Source organism: Pseudomonas sp. HP_08, from assembly GCF_055284095.1.
Map to the genome: position 1 here is coordinate 26,020 of NZ_JBTOQC010000014.1, position 22,422 is coordinate 48,441.

Here is a 22,422-nt window from a genome sequence, read left to right on the forward strand (position 1 = left end):
CAAAAAAATGCCGCTCAATGGAGCGGCATTTTTTTGAGGGGTTATTCGCCGATAGCGGCCTGATAACCGGCTGCATCGAGCAGCTTGGCCAGATCGGCCTCGGCGTCGGCTGGTTTGAGCTTGAAGATCCAGGTGCCGTAGGGTTCGCTGTTGAGCAGCTCGGGGCTGTCGCCCAGTTGTTCATTGGCCTGGATAACTTCACCGGCCACCGGCGAATAGATGTCGGAGGCGGCCTTGACCGACTCGACCACGCCTGCGGTGTCGCCGGCGGCGAACACGGTGCCGACTTCCGGCAACTCGACGAACACTACATCACCCAACGCTTGTTGAGCGTGGTCGGAAATGCCCACGGTAATCGTACCGTCGGCTTCCAGGCGCGCCCATTCATGGCTTTCGGCGAAACGCAGTTCGGCGGGAATATTGCTCATTTGTCATCCTCAGCTTCATCAGGTCAGCGGTCACCCGCATAAATTCATTAGATAAGCACTTTGCCATGGCGCACAAAGCTCGGGCGCACCACGCGCACGGGGTACCACTTGCCGCGAATTTCCACCTCGGCCCGGTCGGCGGTAGCCATCGGCACGCGGGCCAGAGCAATCGACTTGCTCAGCGTAGGAGAGAAACTACCACTGGTGATCTCTCCATCGCCAATTTCTGCGATTCGTACCACTTGATGGGCGCGTAAAACACCGCGCTCTTCAAGCACCAGGCCGACCAGCTTGGAAGCGGCGCCTGCGGCCCGCTCGTGCTCCAGCGCAGTGCGGCCGATGAAGTTGCGCTCTGCAGGCTCCCAGGCAATGCTCCAGGCCATGTTGGCGACCAGCGGCGAGACATTTTCGTCGATGTCCTGGCCATACAGGTTCATGCCGGCCTCCAGGCGCAGCGTGTCACGCGCGCCCAGGCCGATCGGCGAGATGCCGGCGCCGACCAGATCGTTGAAAAACGCCGGCGCCTGATCGGCGGGCAAAATTATTTCCAGCCCGTCTTCGCCGGTATAGCCGGTGCGGGCAATGAACCAGTCTTGATCATCATGGCCTTCGAAAGGCTTGAGGCGGCGGATCAGCTCGGCGCGCTGGCTCGACAGCAACTCGGCAATCCGCTGGCGGGCCCGCGGGCCCTGAATGGCCAGCATCGCCAGTTCCGGGTGCTCGATCAGTTGCACATCGAAGCCGGCCAGGTGAGCCTGCATCCAGGCCAGGTCCTTGGCGCCGGTGGCGGCATTGACCACCAGGCGATAACCGACAGGCGTTAGGTAGACGACCATGTCGTCGATGATGCCGCCCTGTTCATCGAGCATGGCGCTGTACAGCGCCCGGCCGGTGTCTTGCAGGCGGCCCACATCGTTGGCCAGCAGGTAACGCAGCCAGGGCTTGGCCTGGCTGCCGATAATATCGATCACATGCATGTGAGAGACATCGAATACACCGCAATCGCGACGCACCTGATGGTGCTCCTCAACTTGCGAGCCGTAGTGCAACGGCATGTCCCAACCACCAAAATCGACCATCTTCGCGCCCAGCGCGAGGTGCAGGTCAAACAGGGGGGTACGCTGTCCCATGGGTTTCTCCTTCCGGGCGTGGCGAGGATACGGGCCGCAACTGGCTGGCAAGCCCCCAATGACTCGGGGTCTGCTACAACTGAAAACCTGCCGTCGAAGCAACGGTCCGCATCGATTGCGGCGCATTGTAGCCGCATGACGAGAAGCCCGCATCCGACGCAGGACGATCTGAAATACGCAGTGTCATTTCATTTGGCCAGCAGCAAGGTATCAGCCGTGCTGGCGGGCCGAGCGGCGAATGAGGCCGATCACCGGCAGCAGGCCGACCAGCACCAGGGTCAGGGCCGGCAAGGCGGCCCGCGCCCACTCGCCCTCGCTGGTCATTTCAAAGATGCGCACCGCCAGGGTGTCCCAGCCGAACGGGCGCATCAGCAAGGTGGCGGGCATTTCCTTGAGCACATCGACAAACACCAGCAAGGCCGCGCTCAAGGCGCCCGGCACCAGCAAGGGCAGATAAATGGTGAAAAACAGCCGTGGGCCGCTGGTGCCCAGGCTGCGCGCCGCTTCCGGCAACGACGGGCGGATCCGCGCCAGGCTGCTTTCCAGCGGGCTGTAGGCCACGGCAATGAAACGCACCAGATACGCCAGCAGCAAGGCCGCCAGGCTGCCCAGCAGCAACGGCTTGCCGGCGCCGCCCAGCCACGACGACAGCGGAATCACCAGCGCCCGGTCCAGGTAACTGAACGCCAGCATGATCGACACCGCCAGCACCGAGCCCGGCAGCGCATAGCCCAGGTTGGCAAGGCCGACCCCTGAGCGTATCGCCGTGATCGGCGCCAGGCGCTGGGCGAACACCAGCACCAGCGCCACGCTGACGGTGATCAGCGCGGCAATGCTGCCTAGGTACAAGGTGTGCAGCACCAGGCCGGTGTAACGTTCGTCCAGGTCGAAGCGCCCGCGCTGCCAGACCCAGACCACCAGTTGCAGCATCGGCACGGCAAACGCGCAGATGAACACCAGCGCGCACCAGCTGCTGGCCGCCAGCGCCTTGAAACCACGCAGGTGGTACAACGCCTTGCCGCGCGGGCGCTCGTTGGTGGGCCGGCTGATGCCGCGTGCGCGACGTTCGCCATACAACACGACCATCACCGCCAGTAACAGCAGGCTGGCCAGTTGCGCTGCGCTGGAGAGGCTGAAGAAGCCGTACCAGGTCTTGTAGATGGCGGTGGTAAAGGTGTCGAAGTTGAACACTGACACCGCGCCAAAATCCGCCAGGGTTTCCATCAGCGCCAGCGCCACGCCGGCACCGATGGCCGGGCGTGCCATCGGCAGGCCCACGCGCCAGAACGCTTGCAGAGGCGACAGGCCGAGCACCCGCGCCGCTTCCGTCAGGCCGCGACCCTGAGCCAGAAACGCAGTGCGCGCCAGCAGGTAGACATAGGGATAGAACACCAGCACCAGCACCACGATCACCCCGCCGGTGGAGCGCACACGTGGCAGGCGCAGACCAGTGCCGAACCACTCGCGCAGCAGAGTTTGCACGGGGCCGGCAAAGTCCAGCAGGCCGACGAAGACAAACGCCAGCACATAGGCGGGGATCGCGAACGGCAGCATCAAGGCCCAGTCGAGCCAGCGCCGGCCGGGGAATTCGCACAGGCTGGTCAGCCAGGCCAGGCTCACGCCCAGCAGGGTCACGCCCACCCCGACGCCGAGCACCAGCGTCAGGGTGTTGCCCAGCAAGCGGGTCATCTGGGTTTCAAGCAGGTGCGACCAGATCTGTTGATCGACACTTTGCCAGGACAACAACAGGACGCTGAGGGGTAACAGCACCAGCGCGGCGATGGCAAAGACCAGGGGATACCAGCGGCGTTGGGCGGGATGGGCCAAAAGAGGGAATCTCGGTTCGCGGTGGTTCGCCAGTGTTCGCGGTTTTAACCGCGAACGGCGAAAAGGGCGGGTATTAAATCAATTCCAGCCCGCGCGATCCATCATGCGAATCGCTTCTGCCTGACGCTTGCCCGCGACTTCGACCGGGATGGTGTCGGCCTTGAACGAACCCCAGCTGGCCACTTCGGCACTCGGCGGCACGTTCGGGTTGGCCGGGAACTCCTGATTGACGCCGGCGAAGATCGCCTGGGCTTCAGGACCGGTCATCCATTCCACCAGCGCCTTGGCCGCCTCGGCATGCGGTGCGTGCTTCGTCAGGCCGATACCCGACAGGTTGACGTGTACGCCACGGTCGTTCTGGTTGGGCCAGAACAGTTTCACCGCCAATTGCGGGTTCTGCTTGTGCAGACGGCCGTAGTAGTAGCTGTTGACGATGCCGACGTCGCACTGGCCGGCGTTGATGGCCTCAAGCACGGCGATGTCGTCGGAGAACACGTCGGTGGACAGGTTGTTGACCCAGCCCTTGAGAATCTTGTCGGTGGCCTCGACGCCGTGGGTTTCGATCAGGGTGGCGGTCAGCGACTGGTTATAAACCTTCTTGGCCGTGCGCAGGCACAGGCGGCCTTCCCAGTTCTTGTCGGCCAGCGCCTCGTAGGTGCTCAGCTCTTCGGGTTTGACCCGGTCGGTCGAGTAGGCAATGGTCCGCGCGCGCAGGCTCAGCCCGGTCCAGGCGTGGGTCGATGAGCGATACTGCGTCGGGATGTTGGCATCGATCGTCGGCGTGCTGAACGGTTGCAGGATGCCCATCTGCTCGGCTTGCCACAGGTTGCCGGCATCGACGGTCAGCAGCAGGTCGGCGGTGGCGTTTTCACCCTCGGCCTTGATGCGCTGCATCAGCGGCGCTTCCTTGTCAGTGATGAACTTGATCTTGACCCCGGTCTTGGCGGTATAGGCATCGAAAACGGGCTTGATCAACTCGTCGATTCGCGACGAATACACCACAACTTCATCGGCCGCCTGGGCAGTGCTGCCGAGCATTGTCAGTGTCAGGGCAGCGAGAAGACGCTTGCTTGCCTGCATGGGAAAGCCTCTAGGTTCAAATACGAGGCCGAAATGGTAGTCAATACCATTGGCGACCTCAATCAAGGGAGGTGAAGAGCCGTAACTTAATGTTGCGACACGCGGCTTAGATCCGCGCCAGGGCCGGCATTTCTCCCGACAATCCCAATGCTTCGCGCACGAACATGGCTTTGACTTCGGGCAGGTCGTTGACCACTTTCAGGCCGGTGTTGCGCAGCCAGCGCAAGGGCAGACGGTCGTCCTGGAACAGCCGCTCGAAGCCTTCCATTGCGGCCATCAGGCTCAGGTTGTGCGGCATGCGCCGGCGCTCGTAGCGACCCAGTACACGTTCATCGGCAAGCCTTTCGCCGCGTGCGGCGGCGTGCAACAGCACTTCAGCCAGCACGGCCGCATCCAGAAAGCCCAGGTTCACGCCCTGCCCGGCCAACGGGTGAATGGTGTGCGCGGCATCGCCGATCAGCGCCAGGCCCGGGGCCACATAGCGCTTGGCGTGGCGCTGGCGCAGCGGTACGCACATGCGCGCGTCGGCATGCAGCACGGTGCCCAGTTGTCCCTCGAAGGCGCGTTCCAGTTCGGCGCTGAACAAGGTGCTGTCGAGCGCCATCAAGCGTTCGGCCTCGACCGGGGTCACCGACCAGACGATGGAGCACCAATGCTCGCCTTCGCGCGCCAGTGGCAGGAAGGCCAGCGGGCCGTCGTCGGTGAAGCGCTGCCAGGCCGTGCGGCCGTGCGGTTGTTCGGTGCGCACGCTGGTGACGATGGCGTGATGCAGGTAATCCCATTCGCGGGTCGGCGTGCCGCTCAAGCGGCGGATGGCCGAGTGTGCACCGTCCGCGCCGACCACCAGCGGTGCCCGCAGGCGCCGGCCATCGGCCAGGGTCAGCAGCCAGTCATCGCCGGAATGGCGCAGCTGTTCGAGGCGTGCATGCTCCAGCAGGCCGATGTCGCTGTCGTGCAGGCGCTCAAGCAGCGCATCCTGGACCACGCGGTTCTCGACGATGTGACCGAGCACATCGGCGTGCACGCTGGCGGCGGAAAAATGAATCTGTCCGGTGCCGCTGCCATCCCAGACCTGCATCTGCGCGTAGGGACTCAGGCGCCTTGAGACGATGCCGTCCCAAGCGCCGAGACGCTGCAGAATCCGCTGGCTGGCGGCCGACAGCGCGCTGACACGCGGCTCGAACGGCGCGTGCGGGTCGAACGGTTCGACGCTCATGGAGCCGCCGTCGACCACCAGCACGTCCAGGCCGCTGCCTTGCAATGCCAGCGCCAGGGCACTGCCGACCATGCCGGCTCCAACGATCAGCACATCCGCGCGGGTTTCCATGGTTCAGATCACTCGTATTGGGCGCGCAGGCCGGTGGGTGGTGAGAGGCTCAAGCATCGGGACGGGTTCCCAGGCCCATGGCCTGGCGGGCGAACCAGCGTTTGGCCGGCGGCAGCAGGTCCAGGCCGAGCAGTCCCAGGTTACGCCCGGCGGTGACCGCCGACCGGGTACTGCCGAACAGCCGCGTGACCTTGTCGGAAAAGCCCACGGTCAGTTGTTGATCGAGTTGCTGGCGGTCGCGATAACGTTGCAGCGTCGCCAGGTCGCCCGGCGCCTCGGGGCTTTCAAGCAGCGTACGCGCCAGAGCATCGGCGTCACGCAGCGACAGGTTGAAGCCCTGCCCGGCAATCGGGTGCAGGCTGTGCGCCGCATTGCCGAGGACCACCAGGTGCGAGCGCACCTGCTCATCGGCCTCGACCAGCGTCAGCGGGTACACATGCCGTGCGCCGACCTGGCACAAGCGGCCCAGGCGGTAGCCGAACACGTCCTGCAGCTCACGCAGGAAACTGCGCTCGTCGAGGGCCGCCAGCCGCTGGGTGTCGTCGCCGGTGCGGGTCCAGACCAGCGCGCAGCGGTTCTCCGGCAGCGGCAGCAAGGCCATCGGGCCCTGATCGGTAAAACGTTCGAAGGCCTGGCCGCAATGCGCTTCGGCGGGGCTGATATTGGCGATCAACGCACTCTGCCCGTAAGGCCGCTGGCGCACGCTGATGCCCAGTTGTTCGCGCAGGCTGGAGCGCCCGCCGTCGGCCAGAATGGCCAGGTCGCATTCCAGCTCGGTTTCGTCGCTGAGGCTCAGGCGGTAGCCACCGGTAATCGGCTGCATCGTGCGCACCTCGGCCGGCACCCGCCAACTGATTACCTCAGGGTCCAGGCCTTGCCACAGGCATTGGCCCAGCCAGGCGTTTTCCACGACATAACCCAGTGCCGGCACGCCTTCTTCGAGCGCCGACAGGCGTGTAGCGCCAAAGCGGCCGCGATCCGACACCTGAATCTGCAGGATCGGCTCGGCGCGCCGGGCAATGTCCTGCCACAGGCCCAGCTGTTCGTAGATGCGCCGGGCGCCAAACGACAGCGCCGAAGAGCGTGCGTCGTAGCTGGGCTGATAGGCATCGCCCGGAGCGAACGGCTCGATCAGCACGATCTTCCAGCCGCGTGCACGGGCACCGGCCTGTAAGGCCAGGGCCAGGCTGGCGCCGACCAGCCCGCCACCGACGATGGCCAGATTGAAGCGGCTCATGCGGCCTGTACCCGGGCGGCGGCCATCAAGGCCTCGATCTCGGCCACGGTTCTGGGCACATCACCGGTCAGGATGTCGCAACCCTGGCGGGTCACCACCACATCGTCTTCGATTCGCACACCGATCCCTCGCCATTTTTTCGCGACAGTCTTGTTGTCTGCCGCAATATAGATGCCCGGTTCCACGGTCAGTGCCATGCCGGGTTCGAGCACGCGCCATTGGCCGCCGACCTTGTAGTCGCCGACATCATGGACATCCATGCCCAGCCAGTGGCCGGCACGGTGCATGTAGAACGCCTTGTGCGCGTCGCTGGCGATCAGCGCGTCGATGTCGCCATCGAGCAGTCCCAGCTCAACCAGCCCTTCGGTAATGACCCGCACCGTGGCTTCGTGCGCCTCGTTCCAGTGACGGCCCGGCGCGATGGCCTCGAAGGCGGCTTGCTGGGCCTTGAGCACCAGCTCGTAAATCGCCTTTTGCTCCGGCGAAAACGTACCGCTGACCGGAAAGGTGCGAGTGATGTCGCTGGCATAGCAGTCGATCTCGCAGCCGGCATCGATCAGCACCAGATCCCCGTCCTTGAGCGGCGCGTTGTTTTCCTGATAGTGCAGGATGCAGGCATTGCGGCCCGAGGCGACAATCGAGCCATAGGCCGGCATGCGCGCCCCGCCCTTGCGGAACTCATACTCCAGCTCGGCTTCCAGGCTGTATTCATGCAAGCCTGCGCGGCTGGCCTGCATCGCCCGCACATGGGCACGGGCCGACACCTGCGCTGCGTAGCGCATGACCTTGATCTCGGCCGCCGATTTATACAGGCGCATGTCATGCAGCAGGTGATCCAGGGCAACGAATTCGTTTGGCGGCTGCGCGCCCAGGTGGGCCTTGGAGCGGATGGTGTTGATCCACTCCATCAGGTGCCGGTCGAATTCCGGGTTGCTGCCCATCGCCGAGTACACCCGGTCGCGGCCTTCGATCAGGCCCGGCAGGATGTCGTCGATGTCACTGATCGGAAAAGCGTCAGCGGCGCCGTAGTCGCGCACGGCACCTTCCTGGCCGGCGCGCAGGCCGTCCCACAGTTCTCGCTCGGGATTGCGTTCACGGCAGAACAACACGTACTCGCCGTATTCGCGGCCCGGAATCAGCACCACCACCGCTTCCGGCTCCGGGAAGCCGCTCAGGTAGTGGAAGTCGCTGTCCTGGCGATAGACGTGCTCGACATCGCGGTTACGAATCGCCACCGCCGCTGCCGGCAGGATGGCAATGCTGTCGGGTTCCATCTGCGCCATCAGGGCCTTGCGGCGCCGGGCGTATTCGGACTTCGGGATATGCATCATGGGTAATGGGCGTCCCCGTTCAAACGGTGTGAACACCCTGGCACTGGCCAGGTGTTCACAGCGTACTTGAGATGATGGGATCAGTGCAGCGAAGGCTTGGCGGCTGCCGGTGCGGCGCTGGCTTTGGCGCACTCGGTGAACAGTAGCAGCGGCGCGACGCGCAGGTATTCCATGACTTCCATGTAATCGCTTTCGCCGTCTTCGGACTCTTCCAGTGCGTCCTGAACCTGAGCAATGGCGGCCAGGTCCTGCAGCACTTCGGTGGCCTCCGGGCTGATCACCCGGTCGCCGGCAGCCAGGCCAAAGCCCGACAGAAAGCCCTGGCACCATTGGCCCAGTGCGGCGGCGCGCTCGGTCAGTGGCTCATCGTCACCGGGCAACAGCAGCACCACGGTCATGTCGTCGCTGGTCAGTTCACCCTTGACCATTTCCTGCAGTCCGACCAGGGCCTGGCGCACGTTGTCCTGTGGCTCGGTTTCCAGCAGGATCGAGGCATCGGCAAACCAGCTTTCGGCATCGAAGCCTGCACCGGCGCAACTGCGGCCAAGCAGCATGCCATGCAGCTCGGCGGGAGAGACCGGATGGCCGCCGCTGGCGAGCAAGGTGGCGAAGGCTTTGTAAGGGGAGTTTTGAGTAGGCATGGGTAACTGGTCGCCAAACGGCGCAATGTCTAGAATGAAGGCCTTGTATCCTAGGGGCTGTTAGCGTTGCAGCACAAGCTGAACCCCACAAACTATCTGTAAGGCACGTGGGTCCGGCAAGCTTATCGAGGCCGTGCAGCCGACGCTCTTTATTGCGCCACTTATCAGAAATAATCAGTGAGGCTCCATGCCAGATACCGATCTGCAAGCGCTGATGGCCCGCTTGGAGTTGTTGCTTGACCATGTCGAGCAACTAAAAGGCCAAAATGCGTTCCTATTAGCTCAGCAAAAGTCCTGGCGCGAGGAACGCGCCCACCTCATTGAAAAGAACGAAATCGCCCGGCAGAAGGTCGAGTCACTGATTTCGCGCCTCAAAGCCCTGGAGCAAGACTCATGAGCAATGGCAACAGCGTTACCGTGCAAATCCTCGACAAGGAATATTCCATCAGTTGCCCGGCCGAGGAGCGCGCCAATCTGGTCAGCGCTGCCCGCTACCTCGATGGCAAGATGCGGGAAATCCGCACCACCGGCAAAGTCATCGGCGCCGATCGCATTGCCGTGATGGCCGCCCTGAACATCACCCACGACCTGCTGCACAGGCAGAGCCTGCCCGACGTACAGGCCAATGGCTCGACGCGTGAACAGGTGCGCAACCTGCTCGAACGGGTCGACCTTGAGCTGTCCGGCGATGCCCCGACTAGTGGCAGTTCGTCGCACAGCTGATTATTTCGTAACGTTTCTGTATACTTGCGCCGCTCCCTGGAGTGTTTGCCAGTCGGTCATGTCCCTGAGCCGATACGCACAACCACGGGGGTTGCACGTGGAGTTGGTGTGCATGTCCGCTCGCCGGAAAGCCTTAAAACTTCCTGTAATCTCCACCTTGAACTTTCGGGTTCAAGGGCTACACCGACAGCGGCTCGTCGGGGAGTCTTGATTCAAGCCATTGCCTGGTAACGCCCGGCAATGGCTTTCTTCTTCCTCAATTCGAGGACCTGTCTGCATGACACTTCGCTCATGATCAGCGCCACCTCAATGTCCCGCCCCCAACTGCGCCGCTTGCTGCGCAAAACGCGCCGTGCCTTGAGCCGTAGCCAGCAACACGCCGCCGCGCACGGGCTGTACCGGCAACTGGCGCAACATCCGCTGTTTCGCCGCGCCCGGCATGTCTCGCTGTACCTGGCCAATGACGGTGAAATCGACCCGCGCCTGCTGCTGCAGGCTGCCCAGCGACGTGGCAAGACGGTTTACCTGCCGTTGCTCAACGCCTGGCCCAGAACCCGAATGGTGTTCCAGCGCGTGCAGCGTGGCGAGACGTTCAGGCCCAATCGTTTTGGTATTCCGGAGCCGCTCATCAACCGCGCCCGGCAACGGCCGGTCTGGGCGCTGGACCTGATTCTGATGCCGTTGGTGGGGTTCGACGAGCAGGGTGGGCGTCTGGGGATGGGCGGCGGCTTCTACGATCGCAGCCTGGCCTATCGCAGCCGCCGGCAAACCTGGCGCAAGCCGACGCTGCTGGGCCTTGCCCACGAATGTCAGAAAGTCGAGCAGTTGGCCCTGGCCAGTTGGGATATCCCGCTGCAGGGCACGGTGTCAGACAAGCGCTGGTATCTGGCTTAGAGACGGCGGGGCCGGTCAATCAATGACGGCCCGGAACCTTTTGCTGTTGCTGAACGATTTCCAGCGGCGCGTCAGGCTTGTTGGTCCACAGACTTTGCGCATAGCCGGTGGTGACAATACCCAGGCCGAACAAGATGACAAGAATCCAGAGAAGATCCGGCTTGCGATTCACTGATTGCCTCCTGAAGCGAATCAAATACGTTGTCAGCAGCGGGGTAAGGTGGGGGCCGTGCGGCAGCGTGGTACGAAAGGGAGCGCATTTTGCGGTAACGTGACGCAGTACGCAAATCATCAATTCAACCGGCTGTCGGTTTGTCATGAACTTGTATTAACCCCCCTTTCAGGAGTACCGCGCGTGGCCTATTGGCTGATGAAATCCGAACCCGACGAGTTCTCGATCAGCGACCTCAAGCGCCTGGGCAGCGCCCGCTGGGACGGTGTACGCAACTATCAGGCGCGTAACTTTCTGCGCAGCATGGCCGAGGGCGACGGGTTCTTTTTCTACCACTCCAGTTGCCCGCAGCCGGGTATCGCCGGCATTGGCAGCATCGTGCGCAGCGCCTACCCCGACCCCACCGCGCTTGACCCGGACAGCCACTATTTCGACGCCAAGGCCAGCCTGGAGAAAAATCCCTGGAGCGCCATCGACGTGGGCTTTACCGGGATTTTTCCCAAGGTGCTGGGGCTCGACTGGCTCAAACAGCAACGTGCGCTGGAGGCGCTGCCCCTGGTGCAAAAGGGCAGCCGCTTGTCGGTCATGCCGGTGAGCGCCGAACAGTGGGCCGCGATTATGGCGCTGGTGGGCGGTAAATGACCGCCCCAACCGGCTCTACTGGGCGATCAGGTTGTTGAACAGCAAATCATCAACGATCGGCTTGCCTTCTTCGTCGTTCATGACCTGCTGGACCTGCTTGAGCGCTTCCTGACGCAGCTTTTCCTTGGCCTCGGCGGTGCTCATGCTCTCGACGGTCTGCTGGGCAAACAGTGCCACCAACTGGTTGCGCAGCAAGGCGTCATTGCGCTTGACCGCCGCCTGGGCATCGGCGCCGGTAACGCGCAAGGCGATATCGGCCTTGTACACGCGCACCTTTGGGCCGCCATCCAGCGCATAGTTACCCACGAACGGTGGCGTCATGCTCACATACGCCGCCTTCGGTGCGCCCTCTTCTTCCTTCTTTTCTTCTGCCTGCGCCAGGGCGGGCAGCGACAAGGCCAGCAACATCAGAATCCACGCTTTCACAGTCCACTCCTTCAATACAGTTAGCGCCGGGCTGCGCAGTCTACAGCGTTTGAATAGACGCCTGCCGAATGCTCATCCAGCCGGATCGGCGTTGTCCTGAGCATATCGGCCAGCACGATAAAAGAAATAGCCATGAACGCTGAATGCTCATCAAAACGACGCCCCGCCCTCTGTAAAGACCAGAAGATTGCGAGCCTCTATCTTTCTGGGGGCCTTGCGCGTGACCCGCCACGGCTCGAAACGCCATTGACTCACCGTAGCCACGACGTCCTTTTCAAATCCCGGATGAGTGCTCTTGAGGATCCTGACACGGCTGACCGTACCGTCGTTGTGGATAACAAAGCTGATGCTGACCAGGCCGGAAAGTCTGGCCTGTAGCATCTCTGCGGGATAAGCCGGAACCGGTTGATGGGTAAATACCACGTTGAATGGCGTGGCCATGGCTGTAGTGCAAGCCAGCCATAGGGCAAAAACCGCCAGTATCCTGCGATTCATCAGGACGCCTCCTGCAGTTCAACCGGCTCATCGACGCCCACCAGCAATTGCCTGATGGACGGCGGCAGATGATCGCCGTATCGGGATTGCGGCCGCTGGCGGCAGCCTTTGACAATGCCTGGAATGGCTGTCTCCAGCTTGGCAAGCAAGGCCTGGCGCTCACGTTCATCGTGTTGCAAGGCAACGTATTCGTCATGCAGGAATTGCCGGGTGTACCAGAACACGTCGACCTGTCTCATCGGTGCGTGTGGGAAGTGTTGTTGCTGGGCTTTGACTTCATAGTTGATATAGGCGCAGCGAATATTGCCCAGGCCGACATTCACGAGGCTGTCAAAGCGGGCAAGGCCTTGGGAGCCGAAGATCACCGGCAGAGTGACGGCAACCTGTGGTGGTGCCCTGAGGTTTCCTGCCCATGGTTTGAAACGCCACTGCTCAAAGGTTTTTTCGACGGAGGTGGTCAGTGCCGGATGCATGCTTTCGATGACCCTGACCTCGGCAATCGAACCATCGGACTTCACGATCAGCCGTGCTCGCACCTTGCCGGCGTAGCGGTTTTCGATCAGTTGCGCGGGGTATTCGGGAGCGGGGGCCAGTACCGGTACCAGCACCAGCCGCTCTTTCGCCGCCTGCACCGGGTACGGCAATAACCCCATGATCAACACCACCAGCCATTTCATCCCCACCTCCAGCGCAGAAACGCCGGTATGGCGCCATGGCTGTGATGCTAGGCCGAATGGGCGTTGTTCATAAGTTCATGGCGTCCGAGGCGGTTGTAGGAGAACTCCGAAATATCTTGTATCCACCTGAACGAGGTGGATACACAGTTTTTTCAGGACAGCGAGCCGCAGCGTTTGAGGCGTGCTTCCAGTACCCGGTCCGGCATGGCATGGCTGCGCAGGGCCTGAGCGGTCTGGTGGACATAGTCGCGGGTGGTGCCGAAGCGTCCGCAGGCGCTGGCCAGTACCTGGCTGAGTACGCTGTCGGGCAGGTTGCCGGCGTAGCTGGGCAGGTGGCGCTCCAGCACAAAACCCAGCGCCTGAACCTTGCGGCCATCTTCCAGGCGGCAGCTGAGCCAGTGCGGGCGATAGGAGGGATAAGGCATTTCACGTTTCCACAACGCGATCAGCGATTCTTCGAGGCATTCTTCGCCCAGCCGATAGGCAAAGCCGGTGCAGGAGCCGCCACGGTCCAGGCCGAACACCAGGCCCGGAATGTCCGGCGTGCCACGGTGTTCGTGGGACCACAGGTACAGGCCGCGATGATAACCGTGCACTTTGGCGCGCTGACGCTCCACGGCGGGGCATTCGGGGCGCCAGATCAGCGAGCCGTAGGCGAACAGCCAGACCGGGCCGCCTTCGTGGCCTTGCAGCGTGGCGTGCATCGACGCCAGCAATTGTTCGTGGGTGAGTTGCGGGCCGAGGTCGATGCTCGGTGGATAGGTCAGGCCCAGACCGTTATGTACGGCGGCTGACAGCTCATTGACTGGATTACCCATGTGTCCCCCTGGCAGTGGCCGAAGGCGTGATCTGCCGGTGTTACAAAGAACGTCTAGCGATTGAAAAGGTGTCCGATGAAACGAAATCGAACAAGGCCTCAATACTGGCATGAAGCAATTTTTAATCCAACCGCAAAGGGCGTGCGGCAGGCTTCAGATCAGCGGGATATAAGACCGTTTGAGGATAAGAAGCTGTGCAAATGCCATAAGGCTATGCAATAGCGGCCGGTCGGCCGCTGTTATCGAGGGGCGTAGGCGAAGACGTCGGCGCGCATGCGATGGGCGTCCATGCCGGCTTCGACCAGAGCATCCAGGGTGGCGTAGATCATGGCCGGTGAGCCGCTGGCATAGACATTCACGGCGGACAGATCCTTGATGTCTTCACGCACCGCTTCATGCAGCATGCCGCAACGGCCTTCCCAGCCGCACAGGTCGCTGACGACCTTGTGCAGGAACAGGTTGGGCAGCTTCAACCATTCGTCCCAGTGGCCGATGGCGTAGAAGTCTTCCGGGCGGCGTACGCCCCAGTACAGGTGCACCGGGTGCTTGAAGCCTTCGGCGCGGCAGTGTTCGATCAGGCTGTGCATCTGCGCCATGCCGGTGCCGGCGGCGATCAGCACCAGCGGGCCATCCGGCAGCTCGGCCAGGTGAGTGTCGCCGAACGGTAGCTCGACCCGCGCCAGGCCGTCGCGCTGCAATTGCGCGATCAAGGCCAGAGAACCGGCTTCACGGGCCAGCACATGCAGTTCAAGGTCGCGGCCACGGTGCGGCGCGCTGGCCAGCGAAAACGCTGACTTTTCGCCGCCCTCGCGCTCGATCATCAAATATTGCCCGGCGTGGTAGCGCGGCGGCTTGCCTGCCGGTGCGCGCAGGCCGATGCGCCAGACATCGCCGCCCACCGGCGTGCATTCGCTCAACTGGCACGCCAGGCGGCGCACCGGCAACTCACCCAGGGCAAGCACGCCGTCCCACAGCAGCACGCAGTCTTCAAGCGGCTCGGCCAGGCAGGTATAGACCTCGCCGTGGTCGTGCGCCTGCCCGCCTTGCAGCACCTGGCCTTCGACCAGCAAGGCGGCGCACACATGGCAGTTACCGTTGCGGCAGCTGTTCGGGCATTCGTAGCCCAGGCGCTGCGCGGCGGCAAGAATGGCCTCGCCGGGCAGGGTTTCCAGCACCGCGCCCGAGGGCTGCAAGGTGACACGCATCAGTTGATTCCCAGTTGGTTCCAGATCTCGTCGACGCGGCGTGTGACGGCCTCATCCTTGACGATTGCGCGGCCCCATTCACGGGTGGTTTCGCCCGGCCATTTGTGCGTGGCGTCCAGGCCCATCTTCGAGCCCAGCCCGGACACCGGCGAGGCGAAGTCCAGATAGTCGATGGGCGTGTTCTCGATCATCACCGTGTCGCGCTTGGGGTCCATGCGCGTGGTGATGGCCCAGATCACGTCGTTCCAGTCGCGTGCGTTGATGTCGTCGTCGGTGACGATAACGAACTTGGTGTACATGAACTGTCGCAAAAACGACCACACGCCGAGCATCACGCGCTTGGCATGGCCGGGGTACTGCTTCTTGATGGTCACCACCGCCATGCGGTACGAGCAGCCTTCGGGCGGCAGGTAGAAGTCGACGATTTCCGGGAACTGCTTCTGCAGGATCGGCACGAACACTTCGTTGAGCGCAACGCCGAGAATCGCCGGCTCATCCGGTGGCCGGCCGGTGTAGGTGCTGTGATAGATCGGCTTGATCCGATGGGTGATGCGCTCGACGGTGAACACCGGAAAGCTGTCGACTTCGTTGTAGTAGCCGGTGTGGTCGCCATACGGGCCTTCATCGGCCATTTCGCCGGGATGAATCACCCCTTCGAGGACGATTTCGGCGCTGGCCGGCACTTGCAGGTCGTTGCCACGGCACTTGATCAGCTCGGTGCGGCTGTCGCGCAGCAGGCCAGCGAAGGCATATTCCGAGAGGCTATCGGGCACTGGTGTCACGGCGCCAAGAATGGTCGCCGGGTCCGCCCCGAGGGCCACGGCCACCGGAAACGGCTGGCCCGGATGTTTGGCGCACCATTCCTTGAAGTCCAGCGCGCCGCCACGGTGGCTGAGCCAGCGCATGATGACCTTGTTGCGACCAATCACCTGCTGGCGATAGATGCCCAGGTTCTGGCGCTCCTTGTTCGGCCCGCGGGTGACGGTCAGGCCCCAGGTGATCAGCGGCGCGACATCGCCCGGCCAGCAGGTTTGCACCGGCAGCAGGCCCAGGTCGACGTCGTCGCCTTCGATGACCACTTCCTGGCACGGTGCGTCCTTGACCACTTTGGGGGCCATGGCGATGACTTTCTTGAAGATCGGCAGCTTCGACCAGGCGTCCTTGAGCCCCTTGGGCGGCTCGGGCTCTTTGAGGAAGGCCAGCAATTTGCCGATCTCGCGCAACTCGGCAGTGGTCTCGGCGCCCATGCCCATGGCCACCCGCTCAGGGGTGCCGAACAGGTTGCCGAGCACCGGAATATCGAAACCGACGGGCTTTTCGAACAGCAGGGCCGGGCCCTTGGCACGCAGGGTGCGATCACAGATCTCGGTCATTTCCAGGACTGGGGAAATGGGCATCTGGATGCGTTTCAACTCTCCGCGCTGCTCAAGCTGCTGCACGAAATCCCTAAGATCCTTGAATTTCATTGACCCGGCCACTTTCTGAAATAGGTGCGTATCGTACCTGCTCCAGAGCGTGGCTTGGGCACACAGGCAAAAAAAATGGCGCCCCGAAGGGCGCCATTTTCATGAGTTGCTGCCTGTCACTTGCGTTTCATGGACAGGAAGAACTCATCGTTGGTCTTGGTCGTCTTGAGCTTGTCGATCAGGAACTCGATGGCCGCGACTTCATCCATAGGATGCAGCAGCTTGCGCAGGATCCACATACGCTGCAGTTCGTCGTCGGCCGTCAGCAACTCTTCACGGCGAGTGCCGGAGCGGTTGATGTTGATGGCCGGGAAGACGCGCTTCTCGGCGATCTTGCGGTCCAGGGGCAGTTCCATGTTGCCGGTACCCTTGAACTCTTCGTAGATGACTTCATCCATCTTCGAGCCGGTTTCGATCAGCGCGGTGGCGATGATGGTCAGCGAGCCGCCTTCTTCGATGTTACGCGCGGCACCGAAGAAGCGTTTCGGCTTCTCGAGGGCGTGGGCATCGACACCACCGGTCAGTACCTTGCCGGAGCTCGGGATCACGGTGTTGTAGGCACGTGCCAGACGGGTGATGGAGTCGAGCAGGATGACCACGTCCTTCTTGTGCTCGACCAGGCGCTTGGCCTTCTCGATCACCATTTCGGCAACCTGCACGTGGCGGGTTGGCGGTTCGTCGAAGGTGGAGGCAACTACTTCACCGCGCACGGTGCGCTGCATCTCGGTCACTTCTTCCGGGCGCTCGTCGATCAGCAGAACGATCAGGTGCACTTCGGGGTTGTTACGCGTGATGTTCGACGCGATGTTCTGCAGCATGATGGTCTTGCCGGCCTTTGGCGGCGCAACGATCAGGCCGCGCTGGCCCTTGCCGATCGGCGCGCAAAGGTCGATCACCCGACCGGTCAGGTCTTCGGTGGAGCCGTTGCCGGCTTCCATCTTCATGCGGATGGTCGGGAACAGCGGCGTCAGGTTTTCGAACAGGATCTTGTTCTTCGCGTTCTCGGGACGGTCGTAGTTGATCGTGTCGACCTTGAGCAGTGCGAAGTAACGCTCGCCTTCTTTTGGCGGGCGGATCTTGCCAACGATGGTGTCACCGGTGCGCAGGTTGAAGCGACGGATCTGGCTGGGCGAGACATAGATGTCGTCCGGGCCGGCCAGATAGGAAGCGTCTGCGGAACGCAGGAAACCGAAGCCGTCCTGGAGGATCTCCAGCACGCCATCACCGGAGATTTCCTCACCGCTTTTAGCGTGCTTCTTGAGCAGGGAGAAAATCACATCCTGCTTGCGCGAACGGGCCATATTTTCTATGCCCATCTGTTCGGCCATTTCGAGCAGATCGGTAATCGGCTTTTGCTTGAGTTCAGTCAGGTTCATATGGGAATGAAGTAATCGTATATGAGGGGAAATTAAGCGTTTGGCTTAATGAGACCGCGCCGCAGAGATGGCGAAAGGATCGCGTACTGAATCGAAAGGAGAGCGTCGGCGACGGCTTGCAGGGGGCTACGGAAGAAACCATAGCGGGGCCGAATGTAACACCTGAATTTGCATGCGTCTAGTATGGAAACTGAAAAAAACCCCGCAATTTGCGGGGTCTTGAATGTGCGGCAAGTCTTACAGGTGAGCGTCGAGGAACGCCTGCAGTTGCGACTTCGACAGCGCGCCAACCTTGGTGGCTTCGACATTACCGTTCTTGAACAGCATCAGGGTCGGAATGCCGCGCACGCCGTGCTTGGTCGGGGTTTCGGAGTTGTCGTCGATGTTCAGCTTGGCGACGGTCAGTTTGCCTTGGTAGGTCGATGCGATGTCGTCCAGAACCGGGGCGATCATCTTGCACGGGCCACACCACTCAGCCCAGTAGTCAACCAGCACAGGGCCTTGAGCCTTGAGGACATCGGCTTCAAAGCTGGCGTCGGTGACGTGTTTGATCAGGTCGCTACTCATGGAAATCTCCGAGGTGTCAGGCTAAAAAAACGTCGCCCATCATAACGGGCCTGCCAGCATTCAGGAAGTCGGCGATCATTGACTCTAGCTATGGCGCTGCATGAGCGAGCTTATAGCCGGCCGTTCAGGTGGCCGGCGAGACAAACACAATGCCGGTGCGCAGCGCCGCAGCGCGAATGTGTTCCTGCATGGCGCGCTGGGCCGGCCCGCTGGCATGGCGTGCCAGTGAGCGCAGGATCTTGCGGTGTTCCTGCCAGGTTTCCATGGCGCGCGAGGCGCGGATGAACGGCATTTTCTGGCTCTCCAGAAAAATATCGGCACCGGAGGTCATGATGCCGAGGATCGCCTGATTACCACTGGCGAGCAGAATCAGCCGGTGAAACTCGAAGTCCAGCTTTCCTGCCGCCTCGAAATCACCGGCACGCAGCTCCAGGCGCATGGCTTCGACGTTGTCTTCGAGCACATCGCATTCGTCGGCGGTCAGCGTCACCGCCGCCAGACCTGCCGCAAAACCTTCCAGTGCATAGCGCAGTTGAAAGGTATCGGCCGGGGAAACCTCGGCGCCCTGAGGCCACGAAAAACCCTGGCTGCGCGATTGTGGTTCATTCAGCGACTGCACAAACACGCCCTTGCCCGGCTGCACGCTGACCACGCCCATGGCGCTGAGCGAAGACAGCGCCTCACGCAGGGAGGCCCGGCTGACGCCCAGCAATACCGCCAGATCACGCTGCGATGGCAGGCTGTCGCCCGGCTGATAGCCCTGCTCGGTAATCAGTTTGCGGATGGCCCTGAGGGCCGATTCGGGTACGGCGAGGGAAGTCGTGAGCATTACTGTTCAGGCCAGTCTGTCCGGTAAAAATCCCTTTTATCCTTAACCACGCCATCGGGCAAGCGACGCCCAGTGCTGGGGCGACAGGGCCTGGCGGCGCTCCAGGATTGGGCGCGCCCTCCCTTGACTGTTCAGACCAGTAAGACCAAAACAGCGCTGAAAGCCTTGATTTACCGTTGCGGGCAAAAGTGTGGCATGGCCTGTGCACTGGCACTTGTGTCCACCTTATTCGCGCCATCCGGAGATGTCTCATGACCAAGCGTTACAGTGCTCTGCTCGCGGCTTTGTTTACCAGTCTGGCTCTCAGCCAGGCACCCGCCCATGCCAATGGCCTGGACGACATCACCACCCGCGGCACGCTGAAGGTCGCCGTGCCGCAGGACTTCCCGCCTTTTGGCTCGGTTGGCCCGGACATGAAGCCGCGCGGCCTGGACATCGACACGGCCAAGCTGCTGGCCGACCAGTTGAAGGTCAAGCTGGAACTGACGCCGGTCAACAGCACCAACCGCATTCCGTATCTGACCACCGGCAAGGTCGACCTGGTGATTTCCAGCCTCGGTAAAAACCCTGACCGCGAAAAGGTCATCGACTTCTCGCGCGCTTATGCGCCGTTCTACCTGGCCGTGTTCGGCCCGCCTGAAGCACCGATCAAGGACATCGCCGACCTCAACGGCAAGACCATCAGCGTGACCCGTGGCGCCATCGAAGACATCGAGCTCAGCGCCGTCGCCCCACAAGGCGCGACCATCAAGCGCTTTGAAGACAACAACTCGACCATCGCCGCCTACCTGGCCGGGCAAACCGACCTGATTGCCAGCGGCAACGTGGTGATGGTTGCCATCAGCGAGCGCAACCCCAAGCGCATTCCGGAACTGAAGGTGAAGCTCAAGGATTCGCCGGTGTACGTCGGCGTGAACAAGGGCCAGCCGGAGCTGCTGGGCAAGGTCAACGAGATTCTGAATGCGGCCAAGGCCGACGGCACCCTGGAAAAAGCCTCGACTACATGGCTCAAGCAACCGCTGCCGGCTGATCTCTGACCTGTTTCCGATCGCTGACGCTGCACTGACGAGACCCGCCCATGGCTTATAACTTCGACTTCACACCGGTGGTGCAAAACACCGACCTGTTGCTGCGCGGTGCGCTGTTCACCCTGGAACTGACCGCCATCGGCACGCTGCTTGGGGTCAGCCTGGGCATTGTCGGTGCGCTCGTCAGGGCCTGGAACATCAAGCCGTTCTCGGCGATCTTCGGCGTTTATGTCGAGCTGATCCGCAATACGCCGTTTCTGGTGCAGTTGTTCTTCATCTTCTTCGGCCTGCCGTCGCTGGGGCTGCAGATCAGCGAGTGGCAGGCGGCGATCCTGGCCATGGTGATCAACCTGGGCGCCTATTCGACGGAAATCATCCGTGCCGGCATCCAGGCCATTCCCAAGGGCCAGCTTGAAGCCGCTGCGGCGCTGGCCATGACCCGCTTCGAGGCATTCCGCCATGTGGTGCTGGTGCCGGCGCTGGGCAAGGTCTGGCCGGCGCTGAGCAGCCAGATCATCATCGTCATGCTCGGATCGTCGGTGTGTTCGCAGATTGCGACCGAAGAACTGAGCTTCTTCGCCAACTTTTTGCAATCGCGCAACTTCCGTGCGTTCGAGACCTACATCGCCACCACCCTGATCTACCTGTGCATGGCCTTGCTGATCCGGCAATTGCTGGCCTGGGTCGGGCGGCGCTATATCGCGAGGAATCGCTGATGGATTTCACCTTATGGGACATCCTGCGCAACCTGCTGACCGGCCTGCAATGGACGCTGGCCCTGTCGCTGGTGGCGTTTGCCGGCGGCGGGCTGGTCGGCCTGCTGGTGATGGGCATGCGCTTGTCGACCAGGGCCGGGCCGCGCTGGCTGGCGCACATTTATATAGAGCTGTTTCAGGGCACGCCGTTGCTGATGCAGTTGTTTCTGGTGTTTTTCGGGGTGGCGCTGCTGGGCGTGGATATTTCGCCCTGGGCCGCCGCTGCCGTGGCGCTGACCCTGTTTACCAGTGCGTTCCTGGCCGAGATCTGGCGCGGTTGCGTCGAGTCGATCGGCAAGGGCCAGTGGGAAGCCTCGGCCAGCCTGGCGCTGACCCCGCTGGAGCAGATGCGTTACGTCATCCTGCCGCAAGCCTTGCGCATTGCCGTGGCGCCCACCGTGGGTTTCTCGGTGCAGGTGGTCAAGGGCACGGCGGTGACCTCGATCATCGGCTTCACCGAACTGACCAAGACCGGCAGCATGCTGGCCAACGCGACGTTCGAACCCTTCATGGTCTACGGCTTCGTGGCCCTGGGCTATTTCATCCTGTGCTATCCCCTGTCGCTCTGCGCGCGCCATCTGGAAAGGAGGCTGCATGCCACCACTGCTTAGAGTTTCCGCGCTGCATAAATACTATGGCGATCACCATGTGCTCAAAGGCATCGACCTGTCGGTCGAGCAAGGCCAGGTCGTGGCGATCATCGGTCGCAGCGGTTCGGGCAAGAGCACGCTGCTGCGCACGCTCAACGGCCTGGAGTCGATCAACGACGGCGTGATCGAAGTCGACGGCGAATACCTCGACGCGGCCCGCGCCGACCTGCGCAGCCTGCGCCAGAAGGTCGGCATGGTGTTTCAGCAGTTCAACCTGTTCCCGCACCTGTCGGTCGGCGAAAACGTCATGCTCGCCCCGCAAGTGGTGAAAAAGACCAACCGCAGCGACGCGGCCAAACTGGCCCGGCAGATGCTCGACCGTGTCGGCCTGGGCGACAAGTTCGATGCCTTCCCGGACCGGCTGTCCGGCGGCCAGCAGCAGCGGGTGGCAATCGCCCGCGCCCTGGCCATGTCGCCCAAGGTGCTGCTGTGCGACGAGATCACCTCGGCACTGGACCCGGAACTGGTCAACGAAGTGCTCAGCGTGGTGCGCCAGCTGGCTACCGATGGCATGACGCTGATCATGGTCACCCACGAAATGCGCTTTGCCCGTGAAGTGGGCGACAAGCTGGTGTTCATGCACCAGGGCAAAGTGCATGAAACCGGGCACCCCAGAGAGCTGATGGCCAACCCGCAGACGCCGGAGCTGGCCAATTTCATCGGTTCGGTGGAGCAGGCCTGAGCCCCGGCAGGCAGCT

The 22,422-nt window shown here is 62.3% G+C and carries 26 protein-coding genes and 1 other RNA gene; 9 read left to right on the forward strand and 18 right to left on the reverse strand.

What is annotated here, in order from left to right; genetic code table 11:
* Nucleotides 1–41: 41 nt before the first annotated feature.
* The 8 genes from gcvH to ACYAS9_RS14835 form a co-directional block, all read right to left on the reverse strand.
* Entirely contained in the window at nucleotides 42–428 is a 387-nt protein-coding gene (gene gcvH, locus ACYAS9_RS14800) for a glycine cleavage system protein GcvH (protein WP_463569056.1), read from the reverse strand.
* Between the two features lie 47 nt (nucleotides 429–475).
* Nucleotides 476–1,558 carry a glycine cleavage system aminomethyltransferase GcvT gene (gene gcvT / locus ACYAS9_RS14805; protein ID WP_463569057.1) on the reverse strand — a complete coding sequence of 361 codons (1,083 nt, stop codon included), beginning with the start codon at nucleotides 1,556–1,558 and terminating at the stop codon, nucleotides 476–478.
* A 210-nt stretch (nucleotides 1,559–1,768) separates the two neighbouring features.
* Nucleotides 1,769–3,385, reverse strand: coding sequence for an ABC transporter permease (locus tag ACYAS9_RS14810; RefSeq protein WP_463569058.1), 1,617 nt, complete (start codon nucleotides 3,383–3,385; stop codon nucleotides 1,769–1,771).
* 78 nt (nucleotides 3,386–3,463) lie between these two features.
* On the reverse strand, nucleotides 3,464–4,465 hold the full coding sequence (locus tag ACYAS9_RS14815; RefSeq protein ID WP_463569059.1) for an extracellular solute-binding protein: 1,002 nt from the start codon (nucleotides 4,463–4,465) through the stop codon (nucleotides 3,464–3,466).
* Between the two features lie 106 nt (nucleotides 4,466–4,571).
* Nucleotides 4,572–5,792 (reverse strand): 2-octaprenyl-3-methyl-6-methoxy-1,4-benzoquinol hydroxylase, encoded by a 1,221-nt coding sequence (locus ACYAS9_RS14820; RefSeq protein WP_463569060.1) that lies wholly within the window; start codon nucleotides 5,790–5,792, stop codon nucleotides 4,572–4,574.
* A gap of 49 nt (nucleotides 5,793–5,841) precedes the next feature.
* Nucleotides 5,842–7,029: a 2-octaprenyl-6-methoxyphenyl hydroxylase gene (gene ubiH / locus ACYAS9_RS14825; protein WP_463569062.1), complete on the reverse strand. Its 1,188-nt coding sequence runs from the start codon at nucleotides 7,027–7,029 to the stop codon at nucleotides 5,842–5,844.
* Nucleotides 7,026–8,360: a Xaa-Pro aminopeptidase gene (pepP, locus tag ACYAS9_RS14830; protein WP_463569063.1), complete on the reverse strand. Its 1,335-nt coding sequence runs from the start codon at nucleotides 8,358–8,360 to the stop codon at nucleotides 7,026–7,028. Before pepP ends, ubiH begins: the two co-directional genes overlap by 4 nt.
* 80 nt (nucleotides 8,361–8,440) lie before the next feature.
* Entirely contained in the window at nucleotides 8,441–9,001 is a 561-nt protein-coding gene (locus ACYAS9_RS14835; protein ID WP_463569064.1) for a YecA/YgfB family protein, read from the reverse strand.
* Nucleotides 9,002–9,188: 187 nt separating this feature from the next.
* Between ACYAS9_RS14835 and ACYAS9_RS14840 the strand changes: the two genes are divergently transcribed.
* The 4 genes from ACYAS9_RS14840 (at nucleotide 9,189) to ACYAS9_RS14855 (ending at nucleotide 10,618) form a co-directional block, all read left to right on the forward strand.
* Nucleotides 9,189–9,398 (forward strand): TIGR02449 family protein, encoded by a 210-nt coding sequence (locus ACYAS9_RS14840; RefSeq protein WP_463569065.1) that lies wholly within the window; start codon nucleotides 9,189–9,191, stop codon nucleotides 9,396–9,398.
* The gene (locus ACYAS9_RS14845) at nucleotides 9,395–9,724 is read left to right on the forward strand and encodes a cell division protein ZapA (RefSeq protein ID WP_463569066.1); all 330 of its coding nucleotides are present in this window, start codon (nucleotides 9,395–9,397) and stop codon (nucleotides 9,722–9,724) included. Before ACYAS9_RS14840 ends, ACYAS9_RS14845 begins: the two co-directional genes overlap by 4 nt.
* Before the next feature lie 30 nt (nucleotides 9,725–9,754).
* A non-coding RNA gene (gene ssrS / locus ACYAS9_RS14850) (6S RNA) lies at nucleotides 9,755–9,932 on the forward strand.
* An 83-nt stretch (nucleotides 9,933–10,015) separates the two neighbouring features.
* Nucleotides 10,016–10,618, forward strand: a complete 603-nt coding sequence (locus ACYAS9_RS14855) for a 5-formyltetrahydrofolate cyclo-ligase (protein WP_463569067.1) — start codon at nucleotides 10,016–10,018, stop codon at nucleotides 10,616–10,618.
* Between the two features lie 19 nt (nucleotides 10,619–10,637).
* On the opposite strand, the gene ACYAS9_RS14860 is transcribed toward ACYAS9_RS14855, so the two are convergent.
* Nucleotides 10,638–10,790 carry a hypothetical protein gene (locus ACYAS9_RS14860; RefSeq protein ID WP_459742653.1) on the reverse strand — a complete coding sequence of 51 codons (153 nt, stop codon included), beginning with the start codon at nucleotides 10,788–10,790 and terminating at the stop codon, nucleotides 10,638–10,640.
* Between the two features lie 183 nt (nucleotides 10,791–10,973).
* On the opposite strand from ACYAS9_RS14860, the gene ACYAS9_RS14865 reads away from it, so the two are divergent.
* Entirely contained in the window at nucleotides 10,974–11,432 is a 459-nt protein-coding gene (locus tag ACYAS9_RS14865) for an EVE domain-containing protein (RefSeq protein WP_463569068.1), read from the forward strand.
* A 15-nt stretch (nucleotides 11,433–11,447) separates the two neighbouring features.
* Here the strand turns inward: ACYAS9_RS14865 and ACYAS9_RS14870 are convergent, their stop codons facing one another.
* The 9 genes from ACYAS9_RS14870 to ACYAS9_RS14910 form a co-directional block, all read right to left on the reverse strand.
* Entirely contained in the window at nucleotides 11,448–11,858 is a 411-nt protein-coding gene (locus tag ACYAS9_RS14870; protein ID WP_463569069.1) for a flagellar basal body-associated FliL family protein, read from the reverse strand.
* Between the two features lie 150 nt (nucleotides 11,859–12,008).
* Nucleotides 12,009–12,353, reverse strand: a complete 345-nt coding sequence (locus ACYAS9_RS14875; protein ID WP_463569070.1) for an energy transducer TonB — start codon at nucleotides 12,351–12,353, stop codon at nucleotides 12,009–12,011.
* Nucleotides 12,353–13,030, reverse strand: a complete 678-nt coding sequence (locus tag ACYAS9_RS14880) for an energy transducer TonB (protein WP_463569071.1) — start codon at nucleotides 13,028–13,030, stop codon at nucleotides 12,353–12,355. The genes ACYAS9_RS14875 and ACYAS9_RS14880 overlap by 1 nt, the downstream gene beginning before the upstream one ends.
* Nucleotides 13,031–13,182: 152 nt before the next feature.
* Nucleotides 13,183–13,848: a gamma-glutamylcyclotransferase gene (locus ACYAS9_RS14885; protein ID WP_463569072.1), complete on the reverse strand. Its 666-nt coding sequence runs from the start codon at nucleotides 13,846–13,848 to the stop codon at nucleotides 13,183–13,185.
* Between the two features lie 239 nt (nucleotides 13,849–14,087).
* Nucleotides 14,088–15,053: a CDP-6-deoxy-delta-3,4-glucoseen reductase gene (locus ACYAS9_RS14890; RefSeq protein ID WP_463569073.1), complete on the reverse strand. Its 966-nt coding sequence runs from the start codon at nucleotides 15,051–15,053 to the stop codon at nucleotides 14,088–14,090.
* A complete protein-coding gene (gene ubiD / locus ACYAS9_RS14895; protein WP_463569074.1) occupies nucleotides 15,053–16,519 on the reverse strand; it encodes a 4-hydroxy-3-polyprenylbenzoate decarboxylase in 1,467 nt (488 codons plus the stop codon). The genes ACYAS9_RS14890 and ubiD overlap by 1 nt, the downstream gene beginning before the upstream one ends.
* Before the next feature lie 116 nt (nucleotides 16,520–16,635).
* Complete coding sequence (gene rho / locus ACYAS9_RS14900) at nucleotides 16,636–17,895, reverse strand: transcription termination factor Rho (RefSeq protein WP_056841185.1); 1,260 nt, start codon at nucleotides 17,893–17,895, stop codon at nucleotides 16,636–16,638.
* 237 nt (nucleotides 17,896–18,132) lie between these two features.
* Complete coding sequence (gene trxA, locus ACYAS9_RS14905) at nucleotides 18,133–18,462, reverse strand: thioredoxin TrxA (protein ID WP_463569075.1); 330 nt, start codon at nucleotides 18,460–18,462, stop codon at nucleotides 18,133–18,135.
* Between the two features lie 124 nt (nucleotides 18,463–18,586).
* Nucleotides 18,587–19,291, reverse strand: coding sequence for a FadR/GntR family transcriptional regulator (locus tag ACYAS9_RS14910; protein WP_463569076.1), 705 nt, complete (start codon nucleotides 19,289–19,291; stop codon nucleotides 18,587–18,589).
* A 251-nt stretch (nucleotides 19,292–19,542) separates the two neighbouring features.
* On the opposite strand from ACYAS9_RS14910, the gene ACYAS9_RS14915 reads away from it, so the two are divergent.
* The 4 genes from ACYAS9_RS14915 to ACYAS9_RS14930 are packed head-to-tail and all read left to right on the forward strand — an operon-like array spanning nucleotide 19,543 to nucleotide 22,406.
* Nucleotides 19,543–20,328, forward strand: a complete 786-nt coding sequence (locus ACYAS9_RS14915) for a transporter substrate-binding domain-containing protein (RefSeq protein ID WP_463569077.1) — start codon at nucleotides 19,543–19,545, stop codon at nucleotides 20,326–20,328.
* Nucleotides 20,329–20,369: 41 nt separating this feature from the next.
* Nucleotides 20,370–21,035, forward strand: a complete 666-nt coding sequence (locus tag ACYAS9_RS14920; RefSeq protein ID WP_463569078.1) for an amino acid ABC transporter permease — start codon at nucleotides 20,370–20,372, stop codon at nucleotides 21,033–21,035.
* A complete protein-coding gene (locus tag ACYAS9_RS14925) occupies nucleotides 21,032–21,685 on the forward strand; it encodes an amino acid ABC transporter permease (RefSeq protein ID WP_463569144.1) in 654 nt (217 codons plus the stop codon). Before ACYAS9_RS14920 ends, ACYAS9_RS14925 begins: the two co-directional genes overlap by 4 nt.
* Nucleotides 21,669–22,406: an amino acid ABC transporter ATP-binding protein gene (locus tag ACYAS9_RS14930; protein WP_463569079.1), complete on the forward strand. Its 738-nt coding sequence runs from the start codon at nucleotides 21,669–21,671 to the stop codon at nucleotides 22,404–22,406. Before ACYAS9_RS14925 ends, ACYAS9_RS14930 begins: the two co-directional genes overlap by 17 nt.
* Nucleotides 22,407–22,422: the final 16 nt, after the last annotated feature.